The 19,026-nt window shown below is 58.4% G+C and carries 16 protein-coding genes; 8 read left to right on the top strand and 8 right to left on the bottom strand.

Annotated features, from left to right (window positions below):
• Positions 1–14: 14 nt before the first annotated feature.
• Both ADIMK_RS16840 and prlC read right to left on the bottom strand, forming a co-directional pair.
• Positions 15–1,013 (bottom strand): alpha/beta hydrolase family protein, encoded by a 999-nt coding sequence (locus ADIMK_RS16840; protein WP_231517072.1) that lies wholly within the window; start codon positions 1,011–1,013, stop codon positions 15–17.
• 48 nt (positions 1,014–1,061) lie between these two features.
• Complete coding sequence (gene prlC, locus ADIMK_RS16845) at positions 1,062–3,095, bottom strand: oligopeptidase A (RefSeq protein WP_036190721.1); 2,034 nt, start codon at positions 3,093–3,095, stop codon at positions 1,062–1,064.
• 114 nt (positions 3,096–3,209) lie between these two features.
• Here prlC and ADIMK_RS16850 point away from each other — a divergent pair, with 114 nt between their 5' ends.
• The 5 genes from ADIMK_RS16850 to ADIMK_RS16870 all read left to right on the top strand — a co-directional run bounded on the left by ADIMK_RS16850 (position 3,210) and on the right by ADIMK_RS16870 (position 8,941).
• Entirely contained in the window at positions 3,210–3,758 is a 549-nt protein-coding gene (locus ADIMK_RS16850) for a gamma carbonic anhydrase family protein (protein ID WP_036190722.1), read from the top strand.
• Between the two features lie 216 nt (positions 3,759–3,974).
• On the top strand, positions 3,975–5,273 hold the full coding sequence (locus tag ADIMK_RS16855) for an imelysin family protein (RefSeq protein ID WP_036190724.1): 1,299 nt from the start codon (positions 3,975–3,977) through the stop codon (positions 5,271–5,273).
• Positions 5,274–5,278: 5 nt separating this feature from the next.
• Positions 5,279–6,730, top strand: a complete 1,452-nt coding sequence (locus ADIMK_RS16860) for a di-heme oxidoreductase family protein (protein ID WP_036190726.1) — start codon at positions 5,279–5,281, stop codon at positions 6,728–6,730.
• Positions 6,727–7,839, top strand: a complete 1,113-nt coding sequence (locus ADIMK_RS16865; protein WP_036190728.1) for an imelysin family protein — start codon at positions 6,727–6,729, stop codon at positions 7,837–7,839. The genes ADIMK_RS16860 and ADIMK_RS16865 overlap by 4 nt, the downstream gene beginning before the upstream one ends.
• Positions 7,829–8,941 (top strand): DUF1513 domain-containing protein, encoded by a 1,113-nt coding sequence (locus tag ADIMK_RS16870; RefSeq protein ID WP_036190731.1) that lies wholly within the window; start codon positions 7,829–7,831, stop codon positions 8,939–8,941. Before ADIMK_RS16865 ends, ADIMK_RS16870 begins: the two co-directional genes overlap by 11 nt.
• A 44-nt stretch (positions 8,942–8,985) precedes the next feature.
• Here ADIMK_RS16870 and ADIMK_RS16875 read toward each other — a convergent pair whose 3' ends face one another.
• The 6 genes from ADIMK_RS16875 to ADIMK_RS16900 all read right to left on the bottom strand — a co-directional run bounded on the left by ADIMK_RS16875 (position 8,986) and on the right by ADIMK_RS16900 (position 15,999).
• Positions 8,986–11,355, bottom strand: coding sequence for a Lon protease family protein (locus ADIMK_RS16875; RefSeq protein ID WP_036190733.1), 2,370 nt, complete (start codon positions 11,353–11,355; stop codon positions 8,986–8,988).
• A gap of 84 nt (positions 11,356–11,439) precedes the next feature.
• Positions 11,440–12,267, bottom strand: a complete 828-nt coding sequence (gene aroE / locus ADIMK_RS16880) for a shikimate dehydrogenase (protein ID WP_036190735.1) — start codon at positions 12,265–12,267, stop codon at positions 11,440–11,442.
• Complete coding sequence (hemF, locus tag ADIMK_RS16885) at positions 12,267–13,184, bottom strand: oxygen-dependent coproporphyrinogen oxidase (RefSeq protein WP_036190737.1); 918 nt, start codon at positions 13,182–13,184, stop codon at positions 12,267–12,269. The genes aroE and hemF overlap by 1 nt, the downstream gene beginning before the upstream one ends.
• A 25-nt stretch (positions 13,185–13,209) precedes the next feature.
• On the bottom strand, positions 13,210–13,767 hold the full coding sequence (gene tsaC / locus ADIMK_RS16890) for an L-threonylcarbamoyladenylate synthase type 1 TsaC (RefSeq protein ID WP_036190740.1): 558 nt from the start codon (positions 13,765–13,767) through the stop codon (positions 13,210–13,212).
• 72 nt (positions 13,768–13,839) lie between these two features.
• Positions 13,840–14,940: a DNA-processing protein DprA gene (gene dprA, locus ADIMK_RS16895; protein WP_036190742.1), complete on the bottom strand. Its 1,101-nt coding sequence runs from the start codon at positions 14,938–14,940 to the stop codon at positions 13,840–13,842.
• Between the two features lie 18 nt (positions 14,941–14,958).
• On the bottom strand, positions 14,959–15,999 hold the full coding sequence (locus ADIMK_RS16900) for a LysM peptidoglycan-binding domain-containing protein (RefSeq protein ID WP_036190744.1): 1,041 nt from the start codon (positions 15,997–15,999) through the stop codon (positions 14,959–14,961).
• Between the two features lie 159 nt (positions 16,000–16,158).
• Between ADIMK_RS16900 and def the strand changes: the two genes are divergently transcribed.
• The 3 genes from def (at position 16,159) to rsmB (ending at position 18,998) form a co-directional block, all read left to right on the top strand.
• On the top strand, positions 16,159–16,674 hold the full coding sequence (gene def, locus ADIMK_RS16905; protein WP_036190747.1) for a peptide deformylase: 516 nt from the start codon (positions 16,159–16,161) through the stop codon (positions 16,672–16,674).
• 70 nt (positions 16,675–16,744) lie between these two features.
• On the top strand, positions 16,745–17,692 hold the full coding sequence (gene fmt, locus ADIMK_RS16910; protein WP_036190749.1) for a methionyl-tRNA formyltransferase: 948 nt from the start codon (positions 16,745–16,747) through the stop codon (positions 17,690–17,692).
• A 4-nt stretch (positions 17,693–17,696) separates the two neighbouring features.
• Positions 17,697–18,998, top strand: coding sequence for a 16S rRNA (cytosine(967)-C(5))-methyltransferase RsmB (gene rsmB / locus ADIMK_RS16915; RefSeq protein ID WP_036190750.1), 1,302 nt, complete (start codon positions 17,697–17,699; stop codon positions 18,996–18,998).
• Positions 18,999–19,026 lie beyond the last annotated feature (28 nt).

A 19,026-nucleotide genomic window follows, 5' to 3' on the forward strand; every position in this document is an offset into this window, starting at 1 on the left:
TTTCTCCGCGGCTGTTACAGACTACGGTCGAAAAAATCCCGGATCTCGCGATTAAGTTCGGTATGGAAAACCGCACGGTCGAAACCATCGCTATCGATACACACCATCTGCCAGATACGGGGATTAACCTCTTTCAGCCGAGGGTTACAGGGTACCATAAAAGCGAAATGCCCGGCGTCTTCGACCCGGTGCAACTGAGCGCCATTGGGCAGATCGCGCGCCAGCGGCACGGCGTTACTCGCATCGGGCACACGCTGATCCAGCTCACCCGACCAAATCTGAACCGGAACGCTTACCCCTTGCAACCCCTCGCTGTCGAAGGCGAACGCCAAGCCGGGAGCCGCGATGGAGATAGCGCCGATCCGGCGATCACCAGCAACCGCACCTACAAGCCCTGTCTGCACACTGGGATCAAGATCGTCCAGCACACCTTCACTGCAGATGAACTCGTCCGGTGCCTCATTGCAGTAGTTTGACGCCTTAACGAAATCAGGTTTGCCACCGGCAGCGACCAATGCGGTGTAGCCGCCAGCCGAGAATCCGTAGACGCCAACGCGGTCAGCATCGATACGCGATGCATCCGACCAGCTCTGTAGCATGAAATCCAGCACGCGCGTGATATCCATCGGGCGCGACACCAGCCACCGCGCAGGCGGGGCGCTCTCATCGTTGCTGTTGTTACCCGGGTGCTCAGGCGCCACCACGACATAACCCGCTTCGGCCAGCGCTAACGCCAGATCGGCATGCCCTCCCATCCAGCCACCGTAGCCGTGCGATATCACCACCAGCGGACGGTGAGTACCGGCAACCGGCGCATCCAGCGCCAGCGCCTGTCGAAAAGGGGTATTGGCTTGCTCTGGCACCGGAGTATCCGACGGATACCAGACCCCCAGCGCCATTCCTGCAGCTTCATTGTCCACTATCCGGGTAAAGCCCACGGCACCCGCCGAGGCCGAGACAATACACAATACAAACGTCAGCAGTGCCGCAGCACCCATCCTTCCCTGGTTCATGCCTATCCCTTTCAATCGTTTGAGTAGCCGGATACACCGCCTGCCGGCTTATTCAATGCCCGAGTGGCGCAGCAGCGCATCGACCTGTGGCTCACGGCCCCGGAACTCGACAAACAGATCCATCGCTTCTCGCGAGCCGCCCTGCTCAAGTATTGCCTGGCGGAAAGCCAGACCGGTTTCGGGATTGAAGATGCCATCCTCCTCGAAACGTGAGAAGGCATCGGCCGAGAGTACTTCAGCCCACTTATAGCTGTAGTAACCGGCGGCGTAGCCCCCGGCAAAGATATGCGAGAAGCCGTTCTGGAAGCGGTTTTCACGCGGCGGCTGGAAAACCGCCACTTCATTTCTCACCTCATCGAGCACCGCCTGAACCTGTGTCCTACCCGGCTCGTATTCGCGGTGCAGTCGAAAATCAAACAGTGAAAACTCCAGCTGACGCAGCATCATCATGCCGGCCTGGAAATGCTTGGCCGCCAGCATCTTGTCGAGCATCTCCTGGGGTAGCGGCTCGCCGGTTTCATAGTGACCGGAGATCAGCGCCAGCGCCTCCGGCTCCCAGCACCAGTTCTCGAGGAATTGGCTGGGCAGTTCTACCGCATCCCAGGCCACACCGTTTATGCCGCTGACATCGGCACACTCGATCTTGGTCAACATATGGTGCAAACCGTGACCAAATTCATGGAACAGAGTTGTAACCTCATCATGGGTCAGCAACGCCGGATGGTCGGCCGTTGGCGGGGTGAAGTTACACACAAGGTAGGCCACCGGCAGTTGCAGGGAACCATCCGGCAGACGACGGCGTACACGGCAGTCGTCCATCCAGGCTCCTCCGCGCTTTTTGGCCCGTGCAAAGGGGTCCAGATAGCAGTAGGCGATCGCCTGGCCATCGCGGCTTAAGCGGAACAGGCGTGCATCCTTGTGCCAGCTGTCGAATTCGGTGATCTGTTCGAACTGGACGTCGAACAGCCGTCCGACAATCGCAAACAGTCCATCAAGCACCTTGGGCAGCGGGAAATAGGGCCTAAGCGCCTGCTGTGAAATATCAAAGCGCGCAAGCTTCAACTTTTCGGCGTAGTAGCTGATATCCCAGGCACAGAGCTCGTCCAGACCATCGGTTTCCAGCGCAAACCCTTTCAGCTCCCCCAGCTCACGTTCTGCCATCGCCCGGCTCTTGGTCGCCAGATCCTCGATAAATCCAATCACCTGATCGGCAGACTGCGCCATTTTGGTCGCCAGCGAGTAATCGGCGTAACTGTCAAAGCCAAGCAGCTTGGCCAGCTCTGTGCGCAGCTCAAGAATCTCGGTCATAACCGCCGAGTTGTCCCACTGGCCCGCTGTCGGTCCCTGATCGGATGCCCGGGTGCTGTAGGCGCGGTAAAGCTCTTCTCGCAGGCTGCGATCTTCGGCATGGGTCATCACCGCATAATACGACGGGAAATCCAGCGTGATCACCCAGCCCTCCAGCTCACGCTCCTGCGCAGCCTCTCGGGCGGCGCTGACCGCGTGTGAGGGCAGTCCCTGGAGCTGCGCCTCGTCGGTGACATGGCGATACCAGCCCTGAGTCGCATCGAGTACGTTCTCGGAGAACTTGGTGGTCAGCTCCGACAGCTTCTGCTGTAGCTCGGCATAGCGCTTCTGCTGCTCTGGCGCCAGCGCGATACCGGACAGCCGGAAATCCCGCAGCGAGTGATCGATCACCGTTTTCTGAGCCTGGGACAGGCCTGCGTAGGCATCGCTTTCCGACAGAGATTTGAACGCCTGATACAACGCCTGATTCTGGCCAAGCTCAGTCCAGTACTGCGACAGTTTCGGCAGGCAGCGGTTATAGGCTTCGCGCAGCTCGTCGGAGTTCATCACCGAATTCAGATGCGATACCGGAGACCAGGCCTGGCTCAACTCATCGTTCATCTGTTCAAGCGCACCTACCAGAGATTCCCAGTCCGGTTGCGCTGTATCCCGCGTCAGCTGGGTTATGCGGTCACGGTTGCGCGCAAGCAGTTCGTCGATTGCCGGCTCCACATGCTCGGGGAGGATACGGCTGAAAGGCGGTAACAGATGCTGCTCTAGCAAAGGATTGGACATGGTATAACACCTCCGGAGTCTGTGCGGGCCGATACCGGAATCAACGGCATCAATGGCTGAATCTAATGCTATACAATGGAGTCCATCCGGAGCCTTTTCAACAGGAGCGAAAGAATGAAGATCCGCAGCTATCAGGGTATGACGCCAAAACTGGGCGATCGGGTGTTTGTTGACCCCAGTGCAGTCGTGTTGGGAGACGTTGAGATCGGAGATGATTGCTCCATCTGGCCCCTGGTGGTGATTCGCGGCGACATGCACCGCATACGGATTGGCCACTCCACCAGCATTCAGGACGGCTCGGTGCTTCATATCACCCACGCTGGCCCCTACAACCCGGATGGTTTCCCGCTGGAGATCGGCGATCACGTCACGGTTGGCCATCAGGCGATGCTGCATGGCTGCAAGATTGGCAGCCGTGTCCTGGTCGGCATGGGCGCCATGGTCATGGATGGTGCCATTGTCGAGGACGAAGTCATCATCGGCGCAGGCACTTTGGTGCCTCCGGGTAAGCACCTCAAAAGCGGCTACCTTTACGTGGGCCGGCCCGCGAAGCCGCAACGGGAGCTCACCGAGAAGGAGCGCAGCTTCTTCACCTATACTGCGAATAATTACGTCAAACTGAAGGACAAGCACCTTCAAGAGGCATGGGCCAGCCTCGACTGAGTCAAATCGGCCGGGGCCTCCACGCCTCGGCCACCACCGTGAACCCCGCGTCAACCGGCTTATCCAGCCTGTAACCCTGTGTCGTTACAATCCCCCTTACCGCTACAAACCTCATATAAATTGTGGATTTATATGCAACACGCATTGCTATTGATAACGGTTTTCATTTAGATTAGCGTGTAACGCAATTCGAGACAGGATTAAGGAGCCCATCGCATGACCCTTCGACGCGCCCTCGGAGCAGGCCTGATCAGCGCCGCACTGTTTGCCCCGCTAACACTGAGCAGTGCCGTTCACGCTGCCACTGAAGCGCCCACGGCGGACGCTGTGGTCGATCATTACGCGGAGCTTGCTCTGACTGTGTACAGCGACGCACTGACCAGCGCCAACACACTGCATGATGCGGTCAAAGCGCTGATCGAGAATCCGTCGGAAGAGACGCTCAAGAGCGCCCGAGAGGCGTGGATAGCGGCGCGCGTACCTTACCAGCAGTCAGAAGCTTTCCGCTTCGGCAACAGCGTAGTCGATGACTGGGAAGGTCGGGTCAACGCCTGGCCGCTGGATGAAGGGCTCATCGATTATGTCGATGCCGACAGCTACGGTGCCGAGTCCTATGAGAACCCCTTCTACACCGCCAACGTGATAGCCAATCCGTCATTGAAGATCAGTGGCCAGACCATTGATGCAACGACTATTACACCGGAGTTGATCCAGCAACTGCACGAGATCGATGGCGTCGAGGCCAACGTGGCCAGCGGCTACCATGCCATCGAGTTCCTGCTTTGGGGTCAGGATCTGCACGGAACCAAGCCCGGTGCCGGTGAACGACCTTACACGGACTACGCCATCGACAACTGCACAGGCGGCAATTGCGATCGCCGTGGGCAGTACCTGGAAAGTGCCACCCGCCTGCTGGTTCAAGACCTGCAGGAGATGGTCAACAACTGGAAAGAAGGCGGCGCGGCGCGTGCCGAACTGGAGGCGAAGAGTGCCTCCGAGGGCCTTGCCAGCATCACCACAGGCATGGGCAGCCTTGCCTACGGTGAGCTCGGCGGCGAGCGCACCAAGCTTGGCCTGATGCTACATGACCCGGAAGAGGAGCACGATTGCTTCTCCGACAACACCCACTGGTCGCACTATTACGACGCCAAGGGTATTCAGAACGTTTATCTCGGCCAGTACACACGCATCGACGGCACCGAGGTAAAAGGTCCGTCTCTGTCCGATCTGGTCAGTGCATCCGACGCTGATCTGGACAAAAAGATGCGCGCGCAGCTCGATAACACTCAAGCAGCAGGCCAGGCGATGGTCGACTCCGCCGCCAACGGCGCCCCCTTTGACGTGATGATCGCATCCGGTAACACCGAGGGCGGTCAGCTGGTGCAGAACTTCGTCGACTCTCTGGTTGCCCAGACCGGCATCACCGAAGAGATCATCGCCGAACTGGCGCTTGGTGACGTTGCCATCGAAGGCTCCGACAGTCTGGACAACCCCTCAGCCGTAGGCGCTGAATAATCTCGATGGCGTCGCCCGTACTCACTGTACGTACCCCACTCTGCTTCGGCCTGCTCGTACTGATACTCGGTACGCATCAGGCCGAAGCAACGCCTTCACACACGGCAGCATCCTTGGCAGCCGGTGGCGATACCACGCTCACCGGCACACCCGGACGCCACCCCTTCTCGCAACCGGCGGCCAATCTGGATCTCCAGACCCGCATGTCGTTTGTGCTGGGCGAGGCGATTTTTAACAAGATCTGGGTACCCTCGCCCTCCTCGACCACTGCCAGCGATGGTCTGGGCCCACTATACAACGCCCGCTCCTGCGGCCAGTGTCATGTCAACGATGGCAGGGGAAACCCCATCACCGGCAGCGGTGTCAACGCGCTCTCATCGCTGCTCCGGCTCAGCGTGCCCGCTCACAGCGCCGATCAACACGCCCGTGCCCGCACAGACGGTCTGGTTGGGGACCCGAACTATGGCACCCAGCTGCAGCCCTTCTCCGTCGCCGGTGTACCCGCCGAAGGCCGCGTTGAAGTCGACTACACCACGCAGCAGGTCAGTCTTGCAGATGGCACGCAGGTTGAGCTCAGAGCCCCCGTGGTCAGGGTTATCCAGCCAGGTTACGGAGACTTTGATCCTGCCCTGCGCACCTCATTTCGCATAGCACCGCCCATGATCGGACTGGGGCTGCTTGAACGCATCCCGCAGGCGGATCTCGAACAGCAGGCCGATCCTGAGGATCGCGACGGCGATGGCATATCCGGGCGAATCAACCGTGTATACGACCACCACAACAACAGCTTCACAGCCGGTCGCTTCGGCTGGAAAGCCGGGCAACCGACGCTTGCCCAGCAAAATGCCAGCGCCCTGGCCAACGATATCGGTATCGGTAATCCGACCTATGCTTCTGCATTCGGTAACTGTACCGCCCGCCAAACCGCCTGCCTGAACCGGCCCGATGGCAACACTGCGCAGCAAGGTGGCTTCGAGGCCTCTGAAGAGATGATGTCGGTGTTGGCTTTCTACACAGGCCACATCGCCGTTCCCGCGGCACGAGACCGTAACGATCCTCAGGTTAAACTCGGCCGGGAGCTGTTCTCCCGTGCCGGTTGCGCGGCGTGCCACAGCCCTGTGCAACGCACCGGCGATTCTCCGGACTGGCCTGCTTTGGCGCATCAGCAGTTCCAGCCCTATACCGATCTGCTGTTGCACGATATGGGCCCGGGTCTGGCTGATCGCCACCAGGAGTTCGAAGCACAAGGCAGTGAGTGGCGCACAGCACCGCTATGGGGGTTGGGTTTGACACGCCAGGTCAGCGACAATGGCTATTTTCTGCATGATGGGCGAGCCCGCACCCTGCTGGAAGCCATACTCTGGCACGGTGGCGAAGCCGAAGCCTCGCGGAACAACATCATCAATATGAGTCAAAAGGACCGGAATGCACTGATCCGGTTTCTGGAGTCGTTATGAAACATGCAATCAATACCAGCCTGCTCCCGACCCTGGCAGGCGCCAGTGCCATCTTTTTACTGGCGGGTGTCATCCACATCAACCATGCAGCGGCGCAGTCCGCCGACTGGCCAGCCTACAACGCGGAAACACTGCAGGAGGATATCCTGCCCCGTTATCAACACTTTGCCTCAGAAGCCAGCGAACTGGCCGATGCGGGCACCGCGTTGTGCCAGAAGCCGGACGTGCAATCACTTGAGCAGACCCGGGCCGCTTTTCGCAGCACGCTTAATGCCTGGCAGGGGATCTCCCATATCCAGTTCGGTCCGGTCACCTACCTGATGCGAAACTACAGCATCGAATTCTGGCCCGACCGCAAGAGCATTGGCCGCAAACAGCTGCGTGCCACCCTCGAGCTGCCTGCCGACACGGCTTTCGACGACGAGTTTTTCCATCAGGCCAGCGTTTCAATCAAAGGACTCCCCGCCCTTGAACAACTGCTGTACGGCCCTGATGCACTGTCCAGACTACAACAGGAGACGACCTACTGCCGTCTGACTCAGGCGATCTCCGGCAACATTGCCGACATGGCCAACGGTATCTATCAGGACTGGCAGAAGAACGGCGAACAGTTGCTTGCTGCAAGCAGCGACGGCGGTGAGGACGAGACCTCAAGTGCAGACATACCGGCCATCAGTACCGATCTGATGAAATCACTGGTTGAGCCCATCGAGCTGATCCGTGACACCAAGCTGCTCGCGGTCATGGGCAAGGGCCCCGATGCGACCTATCCGCACCGCGCCGAGAATTGGATGAGTGAGCAATCACTTGCCAGTATCCGAGCCAACCTTGATGCCGCACACGACATGTTCACGGGCAGCACGGCCGGTCTTGCGCAGTTGCTGCGCCAGCGGGGTGAGCCCGACATGGCCAAGGCGATCGAGCAGCAGTTCCAGTTGATCGACGACCATCTGGAGCCTCTGGGCGACTCACTGACCGCCGCACTGGATAACCACTATGAAGCGCTGAAGTCGATCACCGACTCGCTCAAGGTGCTCGATGTACTGCTCAACAAGGCGGTACAGTCACTGGATATACAGCTGGGATTCAACAGTCGTGATGGAGATTAACCGCCGCAGGCTTCTGCAACTGATGGCCGGCGCCGCGGTTTTGACGGCACTGCCGTCCCGGGCTCAGCCGGCGCCCATTCTGATTGCCAGCGCCGCCGACACCACCGATGGCAAGCACTGGCTAATCGTGATGGACGATTTGGGTGTAGAGCGGCTACGCCACCTGTTGCCGGAGCGCGCCCATCATGTGGCCGCGCACCCTACACGCCCTTGGGTGGCAGCTGTGGCCAGACGTCCGGGGTATTACATCGACGTTGTCGACTACAATAACGCCCAACTGGTGCACAGGATCGAGCCTCAGTCTGGGCGACATTTCTACGGCCACGCGATATTTACGCCGGATGGCAACGGTCTCTGGGCAACGGAGATGGATATGGACAGCGGCGAGGGGCGCGTAACCCTGCGCACGCTAGCCGATCCAGCCAAACCCTTGCTTGATTTCAGCACCGCCGGCATTGGCCCCCATGAGTTGCTGCTCTCGCCAGACGGCTCCACCCTTGTCATCGCCAATGGTGGCATCCTCACGGACGGGCGCGACAAGCTCAATATCGACAGCATGCAGCCCTCGCTGGCCTATCTCGATGTCGCCTCAGGTGCCCTGCTGGAGCAGCGTTTCCTGGCGCCTGACGACCACCAGCTCAGCATTCGCCATATGGATATCAATGCCAACGGCGAGGTGATCATCGCGCTTCAGTATCAAGGAGAGGCCACTGATGACAAACCGCTGGTTGCTCTGCACAGGCGTGGCGAGGCACTTCTGTTACTCAGAGCCCCGGCCGATATCAACCGTCAAATGGCGCAGTACTGTGGCAGCGCCCGCTTTGACAGCAGCGGGCGCATCGCTGCCGTGAGCGCCCCCCGGGGTAATCTGATTACATTCTGGGACGTGGCAGAAAATCGCTTTCTGACCAGCCTGAGAACAGCTGACGGCTGCGGTCTGGCCGCAACCGATGAGCCCGAAGTGTTCATCGCCAGCAGCGGTCGTGGCCGCTGCTATACGCTCTATCCACGGGACGATTACCGAGAACCCCTTCTCCTGCCCCCTCAGCTTTCCAGCCTCGCCTGGGACAATCACATGGCGCTGTTTCACGCCCTCGGTTAGGGCGTAAAAGAAAGGGGCCAATTCGGCCCCTTGTAATATACGGTCTAGGCTTTCGCCTTGGCGATCTCCCGTAGCCGCTTGACGATCTGCGCACCGACGCTGCGCTGGGTGAAATGTCCATCGTCCTTGAGCCGTCCAGCCGGTTTACCCGTCAGTATCTCCAGACACTGGTCCACCGTAGCCACTGCGTACACATGGAAGAGACCTTCATTGACGGCATCGACCACTTCGCGCTTCAGCATCAGGTTACGCACGTTGGCCTGGGGGATAATCACTCCCTGCCTGCCGGTAAAGCCCCGCGTCTGGCATAGACGGAAGAAGCCTTCGATCTTCTCGTTTACACCGCCGATAGCCTGCACCTCGCCATACTGGTTGATGGAGCCGGTAAGTGCATACTGCTGCCGAATCGGTATATGGGTCAGCGCTGAGATCAGCGTACAGATCTCGGCCAGAGAGGCGCTGTCACCGTCCACATAGCCGTAGGACTGCTCCAGCGCGATGCTGGCCGACAGCGAAAGCGGAAAGTCACGCGCATACTTATGGCCGAGATAACCGGAGAGGATCAATACGCCCTTGGAGTGGATCGGCTGGCCAAGGGTAACCTCTCGCTCGATATCGACGATACCGCGATTCCCCGGGTGTACCGTGGCGGTGATACGCGCAGGCGTACCGAAGGATACATCGCCAACCTGAAGTACGGTGAGCCCGTTGGATTTGCCCACCGCTTCGCCATCGGTATCGATCAGCACCGTTTCATTGAGGATGCCATCAAGAATTTTCTGCGCCAGACGTCCGGTGCGGCGCTCCTTGGCCGCCAGCGCATGTTCCACGTGGATCGCATTGATCAGATCATCACCGTTCTCGCGTCGACGGTAGTCTGCCTCGCACAACAGATCGACCAGCTCTCCGATGTGCGCAGAAAGCAGTTCCTGATCCTCCGCCAGCCGTGAGCTGTGTTCGACCAACCGGGCAACCCCCTCACGCGTCAGGGCTGCAAGGTGCTCCTCACTCGACAGCGTCTTCATCAAACGCGCATATTGACGAATCGAATGTGGTGTACGACTCACATCCTCATCGAAGTCCACCACCACCCGGAACATTTTCTCGAAATCGTGATCCAGCTCCTGCAGCAGATAATAGGTATCGCGGCCCCCGATCAGCACAATCTTGACCGTTAGCGGAACGGGCTCAGGATTCAGGGTAATGGTGGTGACCCCGGTATATTCGTTGACCGGGTTCTCAATACGGATCTCATGGGCTTTCAGCGCCCGTTTTAGCGCCCCGTACACAAACGGCTGCTCAAGCAGCTTTTCGGCCTCCAGAACCAGGTAACCGCCGTTGGCCCGGTGCAGCGCACCCGGGCGGATCAGCTGGTAGTTGGTGACCATGGCACCCATCTCGCTGGTGTACTCAATACGCCCGAACAGGTTGTCGTAACTCGGGTGCGCCTCGAACACCACCGGCGCGCCCTTGGTCTTGTCGTTGTCTACCAGCAGATTAAGGCCGTAGTTGTCTTCGAGCCAACTGCGACGCCCCGCCTCGGTTTTCGCCTCGATAGCACCGTCCGCCACCAGCTCGGCACCGTGCTTGATCAAGTCACGTTCAACATGATCGAGATGCGCGGGCACACCGGGCAGATTGGTATAGCTCTCTTTAAGTGCCTGTATCGGTGCAGATACGGCCTGACGCGCCGTATCGCGCTCAAGATCACGCATCTGTTCGGCAGCTTCACGCCGCCACTTCGGCAGCTCTGTCAGGTTGTCATTGAGCATATCCTCAAGCTCGGCGATGTTGCGCTGAAACGCTTCGCGCTCCTCCTCGGGAAGAGCCGAAAACTGCGCTTCATCCATCGCCTGGCCGTTGGCCACAGGGGTGAATCCTATCTGTCCGGCCTCACGGTACACCGCGATGCTGAATTCACGCCCCCGTTTCTCGATCTCCTCCACTGCGCTGTCGTAGCGGCGGTTGAAATCACGCTCGATCCGCCCTTTCAGGCGCTGATAACCAGGGCTTTCGAACGCTGCCGGAAGCTCGCTGAGAATGGTATCGAACAGCTTGCCCAGATCACGGCGAAAGCGTGCCGCCTTACCGGCCGGCAACTTGAGACAAACCGGGTAACGGTTGTCCTTGAGGTTGTTCAGATAACACCAGTCATTCGGCTTTTGCTGCTTTTTCGCGACATTTTTAAGATTCACGGTCGCGAAAGAGAAACGCCCGGTATGCGGGTTACCCATGACAAAAAGGTTATAACCCGGGCGCTGCATTCCGATGCCAAACTCCATCGCTTCAAGCGCACGTTCCTGACCGAAGAACCCGCTGAAGTTCTCCAGTGTTTCAGTGGTGCGGAATGGGAGTAGATCGGTATCGCACGTGCGATAGAGGGCCTCGGGCGGTAACGGAGTATGCTTTTCCATGGGACGACCCTAAAGCAGAGAGTTCTATCCCGTTATACCGCCCAACGCTTTGATTATGCAAGGGATAGTGTGCAGACCAATATGTCAGCCTGCCAGCTCGCGCCTCACCTCGGCTATTACGCCGCGGGTCTCGGGTTTCACGCCCCGCCAGATACGGAAGGATTCGGCAGCCTGCTCCACCAACATGCCGAGGCCGTCGATCACGATCGCTGCCCCCTGCTGTTTAGCCCAGATACAGAAGGGCGTAGGCTCTGCACCGTACATCATGTCATAACAGGCAGTGTCTGGGCCGACAACGGCATCTGGCACGGGTGGCAGCTCGCCCTGGAGGCTTGCGGAGGTGCCATTAATAATGACATCGAATGCACGGGGTTCCACATCGGAGAAACCACAGGCCGACAGATGCCCAAGATCGCCGAACAGATCCACCAGCTCCTGAGCGTTCGCCACAGTACGGTTGGCAATAACGATCTCCGCTGCACCGGCAGCCAGGAAAGGCTCCAGAACCCCTCTCACAGCACCACCTGCGCCAAGCATCAGCACACGCGCACCTTTGAGGCTGACACCGTTATTATCCTGCAGATCAGCCACCAGCCCGACACCGTCAGTATTATCACCGCATAGAACACCGTCGGCGCTCTGGTAAAGGGTATTCACCGCACCTGCGCGCTCCGCCGCGCTTGAGCGCTGCGCTGCCATATTCCAGGCGTTCTGTTTGAACGGCACCGTGACATTGAGGCCCTTGCCACCTTCGGCGAAGAACCGAGCCACATCGTTTTCAAACGCTCCGAGTTCAACCAGTTGCGCCGAGTATTCAACTGCTTCGCCGGTCTGTTCGGCAAATGCGGCATGGATCCGCGGCGACTTGCTGTGCTTGATAGGATTGCCGAAAACGGCGTAACGATCAGCCATTACACGCCCTCCACCCATTCATGAGGCTTGAGATACCGCTCATACAGCGTGGCCTCTTCGCTGCCGGCCGCCGGTGCCCAGTCGTAGTCCCAGCGCACCTCCGGCGGTAACGACATCAAAATAGATTCCGTGCGCCCGCCCGACTGCAAACCGAACAGCGTACCGCGGTCATAGACAAGGTTAAACTCAACGTAGCGTCCCCGGCGGTGCAGCTGGAAATCACGTTGACGCTCGCCATACGCTGTATCGCGGCGCCGCTCGACGATGGGCAGATACGCCGGGATATAGGCATCGCCTATTGATCGCATCAGAGCAAAACTCTGATCAAACCCAAGTTCGTTGAGATCATCGAAAAACAGGCCGCCCACGCCACGCGGTTCATCACGGTGACGCAGATAAAAGTATTCGTCGCACCAGCGCTTGAACCGCGGATATATATCCTCTCCAAAGGGGTCGCACGCAGCCTTTGCAGTCCTGTGCCAGTGCACACAGTCTTCGTCGTTGCCATAGTAAGGCGTCAGATCGAAGCCGCCCCCGAACCACCAAACCGGTTCTTCACCCTCCTTCTCGGCGATAAAAAACCGAACATTGGCATGGGAGGTGGGTACGTAGGGGTTATGAGGATGAATCACCAGCGACACCCCCATCGCCTCAAACCGGCGGCCAGCCAACTCCGGACGATGGGCAGTGGCCGATGCTGGCAACCCCTCACCAAATACATGGGAGAAATTGACGCCGCCCTTCTCGATGAGTGCGCCGTCTTTTATGACCCGCGTGCGTCCACCACCGCCCTGTTCTCGCTGCCAGCTATCCTCAATGAAGTTCGCACGACCATCGGCCCGCTCAAGCGCAGAACAAATTCTGCCTTGCAAATCAAGCAGATAGGCTTTAACTGCTGCCTTATCGGGTGCTGACATAACAATCTCCGAAGTGAGTAGTTACTTACGTTCTAACTACTGAATTATCTGACAGGTTACGTATGGTTGTCGGCCTATCCAAACCACCCAGTGCACCATCTACAATAAAATCAACACCAGAGCCGAAGTAAGCCCTAACTTTCGTTTTGCTTTTTGCAGGTGGAGCACTGCTGACGTTTGCCGAGGTAGAGACCAGTGGCGCGCCGAACGCTTCGCACAAGGCGCGTACAATTGGGTGGGCACTAACGCGCACGGCCACGCCTGAATGCTGGCCCTTTATCCACCGCGGGATCAGTTGTTCGGTATCCGGCAACAACCAGGTGTTTGGCCCAGGCCAAGTCTCTGAAAGCTGCGCGCGTTGCTGATCGGAAAGGTGCACAAGCAAAGGCTCGATCTGTTCTTCGCTGGCGGCTGCAAGAATTAACCCTTTGTACTCGGGTCGACGCTTGATCTCCAGCAGGCGCTGTACCGCTGCAGAATTGAAGGGATCACACCCGAGGCCCCAAACCGCTTCCGTCGGGTACGCAATGATGCCACCGTTGCGCAGTACCCGAACAGCTTGACGCAGATGCCAGTCGTTCACGCTCTAATGCCCCATAACGAACAAAAAGGGCAAACTAACCACTCAGTCTTCTCTTTGCAACTGGATAATTGCTCAGACTGTTCTCAGTATGAACGCCCCGCGCAACTCAAGATAACCTTCCAGCTCCAGACGCATCAGTTCCTGCTGCAACTTCGCAGCCGGTAAATCCACCCTGTCAGCGAGCAGATCAAAAGCGATAGGATCAAATGGAATTTGCTCCAGCAAAGGATCCTGTAAGTCATTCGGACGCCGGTCGTCATCAGGGTTACTGACCGGCAGCGCCAGGCAGCCCAGTAAAGCACCGAGCTCGGACAGTATGTCGTCGCTGCTTTCTGCCAGTTTAGCACCCTGTTTGATCAGGCTGTGGCAGCCTTTGCTGAGCGGGTTGTGAATGGAGCCCGGTAGCGCAAACACCTCGCGCCCCTGCTCAAGCGCTTCGCGCGCCGTTATCAACGAGCCGCTACGAGGAGCCGCCTCGACCACCAGCGTACCGATACTCATGCCACTGATGATGCGGTTACGGCGCGGGAAATTGTGTGCCACAGGCGCCGTTCCCGGCGGATACTCGGTCACCAGAGCTCCGCCGCCTTGCACGATCGCCTCTGCCAATGCCCGGTGCGCAGCGGGATAACATCGATCAAGCCCCGTGCCCAATACCGCCAACGTCGGACGCCCTGCATCAAGTGCGCCCTTGTGCGCGGCCGCATCGATCCCCCTTGCCAATCCACTGGTGATCGCAAGCCCGCCTGCAGCGAGATCCAAGGCAAAGCGGTAGGCATGATCCACACCTCCTGCGCTTGCGTGACGACTGCCCACGACAGCCAACTGGGGCAACGCCAGCACATCTGGATCACCGTGAATCCACAGCAAAATCGGGGGGTCATGTATCTGTTTCAGCAGATCGGGGTATTGAGGCGAGTCAATCGTCAGCAGAGTCCAGCCACTATGTGCGGCCCGCTGCTCAAGCTCGCATGCACGGCGATACAAGGCGCCGCCGGATCGATAGTTGTGGATGGCGTCCAACGTTTCGGGACGCAATTGAACAGTACCGGGGAGTTGTTCGGAGTGCATAAGCTCCGACGCTGCAACGCCTGCTGAGCGCAACCGGGCCATAGTGGCCGGTCCCATCCTTGGCAGCAGGGTTGCAGCGATCCAGTCCTTTGGATCGCTCATGTTGCTATGTCCGTTAGATCAGGGGGTCTTGAGGCGATCGCCCACGGATATCACGTTGTTGGCGCGCATGATCAGGCCGTAACTGACCTTGTCGAATACTTTGAACACCATCAACATTCCGGCACGCTCGGACGGCAGCGATATCGTCTCGTTGGTGACTGGATCACGAACCATCTCGCCCTCGTTATACACCGCGAAGACGTTACCGATTTCAACACCCTCTCGGGCCCCAACGTTAAGTGCCACTGCGTCGAACTGACCGATCTTGGCAACGCCGCCGAGCACATCCAGAATCACGGCGTTTTGCAGCTCAGCACCGGCAGACGGGTAAAACACCGACTGTATACGGCTCTCGTCGTTCGGCACCACGCGATCGCGTACGCGTACCTCTTCGTTGGTGTCGAGCAGATCCATGGTCATCACCTGGCTGTCGGTATCACGTGCCATTATCCGGCCGTCTGCAACCCGATATGCCTCGTAGCCAAGCAACTCATCGGTGAACGGATCGTTATACGGCTTCGCCGGACGATAGATGCCCTGCAGCGATACGTTCTCGACGGGTTTGCCGCGGGCGTAAACACGATCCCCGGCGCCGGCGATAATACGCTCGTTCTTGCCACCGATAACGTAGGGTGCGTGATCCAGCAGGTCCTGATCCATCACCATGTTATCGTTCAGGAAGGCTGCGATATCCTTCAGCGGAATAGCCGGTATTGCGCTGTCCAGCGGCGATACACGCGCATGCGGGCTTAGCTTGCGTACACCACGCTTGAGGCTGAGACGCGGCTGACCGTCGACCCAGGTCAAATAAATAATATCGCCCGGATAGATCAGATGAGGGTTGTCGATCTGCGGGTTGACGTACCAGACATCGGGCCATAACCAGGGTGATTTCAGGAAGCGCCCGGATATATCCCAAAGCGTATCGCCTTTGACAACGACATACTCGGTCGGATGTCCTTCAGCCAATTCGATCCGGTCCTTACGGACCTCAGCCTGAGCCGGGCTGCCCAACAGCAGAAAAGCGGCGGTCAGCGTTGCGCAAAGCAATCGGTTCATTTTCAGTTCCCTTGTAACGCAAACAACCTCCGCATCCCGGCCCGGTCGGCAGGTTCAAAGGCGTCTGAGCATGCATTAGACAACATTATCAGTATAATAGGACGCATCATACTTTACTCCATCCGACGCCTCCGTCGAACATCCGTTTAAGCAGATACTATGTCCAAGCTCAAGATTCTTGAATTCCCAGATCCTCGACTGCGCACAATCGCCGAACCGGTTGATGTCGTTGATGATGCGATTAAACAGCTCATCGATGACATGTTCGAGACGATGTACGATGCACCGGGCATAGGCCTGGCTGCAACACAGGTAAACGTCCATAAACGGGTCGTCACCATCGATCTGTCGGAGGATCAGTCGGAACCTCTGGCCTTGATCAACCCCGAATATACGGTACTCGACGAGACACTTGAAGAGATGCAGGAAGGTTGTCTGTCCGTTCCGGGTTTTTATGACAACGTAAATCGGCCTCAGAAGATCAAGGTAAGCTCGCTAGACCGTGACGGCAACGCGCAGGATTTCATCGCCGAGGGCCTGCTCGCTGTCTGCATTCAGCACGAGCTCGATCACCTGGACGGTACGCTGTTCGTTGATTACCTCTCCACGCTCAAGCGCAATCGCATTCGCGGCAAGCTGGAAAAGAAACACCGTCTGGAAGCGTCGGGTAACTGAGCCCGATCCGAATTGAAAACAGGTTTGCCACGGCAAGCCTGTTTTTCTTTGTTCACCAAGAGTTTCACCGATGACCAAGCGCCTGAAAATCATCTTCGCCGGCACCCCTGAATTCGCCGCTGCCAGTCTATCCGCCGTATTGAAAACAGACCATGAGGTGGTGGCTGTCTACACCCAGCCAGACCGACCCGCTGGCAGAGGCCGGAAGCTCACCCCAAGCCCGGTCAAGCAGCTTGCCCTGCAACACGATATTGAGGTGTGCCAACCGCTGACGCTTCGCGATAGCGCCGCACAGGCTCAACTGGCCGCATTCGAGGCTGATCTGATGATCGTCGTCGCGTATGGTTTGATCCTGCCACAGGCAGTGCTCGATACGCCTCGGCTCGGCTGCATCAACGTACACGCATCCCTGCTGCCGCGCTGGCGAGGCGCCGCCCCTATTCACCGGGCACTACTGGCCGGTGATACCGAGACCGGTATCACAATCATGCAGATGGATGCTGGGCTCGATACCGGCGATATGCTGAGCATCGCGCGCTGCCCGATCCACGCCGACGACACCAGTGGCCTGCTCCATGACCGGCTTGCCGAGCTCGGGGCTCAGACATTGGTTCAGGCACTTGCCCCTCTCTCAGAGGGCGAACTTGAGGCGGTACCTCAGGACGACAGTTTGGCCTGTTACGCGGCAAAGCTTGAGAAAAGCGAAGGCGTTCTCGACTGGAACCGCGATGCAATTGAACTGGAGCGGCAAGTCCGAGGTTTGAATCCCTGGCCTGTCGCCTACACTGAGATTAACGGGCAGACGCTTCGGGTCTGGGGTGCACGGGCGGAATCGGGCGATGCTAGCCAGACTCCCGGGACAATCCTGGCTCACTCGGCTGACAGCCTGGTTGTTGCTACCGGCAAGGGACGTCTGGCGCTTACCGTGCTTCAGCTGCCCGGCGGAAAGCCCACTGCCGTATCCGCGCTGCTAAATGCGCATAAGGAACGTTTCTCTACAGGCACAGTGTTGGGTTGATGCGATGAATATCAGGGTTGAAGCGGCGCGTGTTATCGAGCCATTACTGAACCAACGCGGCTCATTGAAGGCGGTTTTACCGCCTGCGCTCGAGCGCTGTCCGGCTCAGGACCGACCTCTGCTCCGGCAGCTCTGCTACGGCACGCTGCGTGATCTGTATCGGCTTGAAGCCATATCGGCGGTATTACTCAAGCGCCCCTTCAAACCGCAGGACCGTGACCTTCAGGCCCTGTTGCTGGTCGGCCTCTATCAGCTGCGCAGTATGCGCATACCGGCTCACGCCGCCGTTAGCGAAACTGTTCAGGGCACTCGCGATCTGCAAAAAGAGTGGGCGGGGAAACTCTTCAATGCCGTTTTACGCCGCTTCCAACGTGAGCAGGCCGATATCGAAACCCGTCTTGAGCACGATGAGCAGTTCCAATGGAACCACCCAAGCTGGATGATCGACAAGCTAAGGCACAACTGGCCGGATCACTGGCAGTCGATCCTCAAGGCCAACGATATACAAGGCCCACTTACATTACGGGTAAATAAGCGCTTACTAACTCGAGATGAAGCGATCGACAAGCTTTCTCAAGAGGGGTTTGAAGCAACGCCCTGCACCCATTCACCACACGCGCTCACACTGTCAGAAGCGATCGATATTCATAAGTTGCCAGGCTTTGATCAGGGCTTTTTCAGCGTGCAGGACGAAGCTGCCCAGCTCGCCTGCGCCCTGCTTGATGCTCAGCCTGGCGAGCGCATTCTCGACGCCTGTGCAGCACCTGGCGGAAAGCTGTGTCACCTGCTTGAAACCCAACCCTCCCTGGCCGAGGTAATCGCCGTAGAGATGGAGCCTTCACGGCTGGAGCGCGTACGCGACAACCTTGAGCGCCTCAAGCTCTCCCACGAATGCGTGCTTCATCTCGGCGATGCCAGCGCCCATGACTGGTGGAACGGACGACCTTTCGACCGCATTCTCGTCGACGCGCCCTGCAGTGGCACCGGCGTCATACGCCGCAACCCTGACATTAAGCTGCTGCGTCGCAACGAGGATATTCTTGCGCTTGCCAATCTACAGCTCAGCATTCTTGAGAATCTTTGGGGCTTACTCGCGCCCGGCGGTCGGCTGGTGTACGCTACCTGTTCACTTTTTCCTCAGGAGAATGAGCGCATCGTGGAGCGCTTTGTTAAACTCCACGCCGACGCCCGGACGATTCCTGTACCGCTCTCCTGCGGTATTGAACGCCCATATGGACGCCAGCTGTTCCCTGTCGAGGGAGCACATGACGGTTTTTATTACGCCATTCTGACAAAGGACGCTTGACCACCCTACCGGTCAGCAACGACAGAGG

It is taken from the genome of Marinobacterium lacunae (genome assembly GCF_000705555.1).
Taxonomy (GTDB): Bacteria; Pseudomonadota; Gammaproteobacteria; order Pseudomonadales; family Balneatricaceae; genus Marinobacterium_D; species Marinobacterium_D lacunae.

Coding starts and splice junctions, on each gene's coding strand:
- ADIMK_RS16840 (WP_231517072.1), bottom strand. CDS start 1,013: ATGAACCAGGGAAGGATGGGTGCTGCGGCACTGCTGACGTTTGTATTG.
- prlC (WP_036190721.1), bottom strand. CDS start 3,095: ATGTCCAATCCTTTGCTAGAGCAGCATCTGTTACCGCCTTTCAGCCGT.
- ADIMK_RS16850 (WP_036190722.1), top strand. CDS start 3,210: ATGAAGATCCGCAGCTATCAGGGTATGACGCCAAAACTGGGCGATCGG.
- ADIMK_RS16855 (WP_036190724.1), top strand. CDS start 3,975: ATGACCCTTCGACGCGCCCTCGGAGCAGGCCTGATCAGCGCCGCACTG.
- ADIMK_RS16860 (WP_036190726.1), top strand. CDS start 5,279: ATGGCGTCGCCCGTACTCACTGTACGTACCCCACTCTGCTTCGGCCTG.
- ADIMK_RS16865 (WP_036190728.1), top strand. CDS start 6,727: ATGAAACATGCAATCAATACCAGCCTGCTCCCGACCCTGGCAGGCGCC.
- ADIMK_RS16870 (WP_036190731.1), top strand. CDS start 7,829: ATGGAGATTAACCGCCGCAGGCTTCTGCAACTGATGGCCGGCGCCGCG.
- ADIMK_RS16875 (WP_036190733.1), bottom strand. CDS start 11,355: ATGGAAAAGCATACTCCGTTACCGCCCGAGGCCCTCTATCGCACGTGC.
- aroE (WP_036190735.1), bottom strand. CDS start 12,267: ATGGCTGATCGTTACGCCGTTTTCGGCAATCCTATCAAGCACAGCAAG.
- hemF (WP_036190737.1), bottom strand. CDS start 13,184: ATGTCAGCACCCGATAAGGCAGCAGTTAAAGCCTATCTGCTTGATTTG.
- dprA (WP_036190742.1), bottom strand. CDS start 14,940: ATGAGCGATCCAAAGGACTGGATCGCTGCAACCCTGCTGCCAAGGATG.
- ADIMK_RS16900 (WP_036190744.1), bottom strand. CDS start 15,999: ATGAACCGATTGCTTTGCGCAACGCTGACCGCCGCTTTTCTGCTGTTG.
- def (WP_036190747.1), top strand. CDS start 16,159: ATGTCCAAGCTCAAGATTCTTGAATTCCCAGATCCTCGACTGCGCACA.
- fmt (WP_036190749.1), top strand. CDS start 16,745: ATGACCAAGCGCCTGAAAATCATCTTCGCCGGCACCCCTGAATTCGCC.
- rsmB (WP_036190750.1), top strand. CDS start 17,697: ATGAATATCAGGGTTGAAGCGGCGCGTGTTATCGAGCCATTACTGAAC.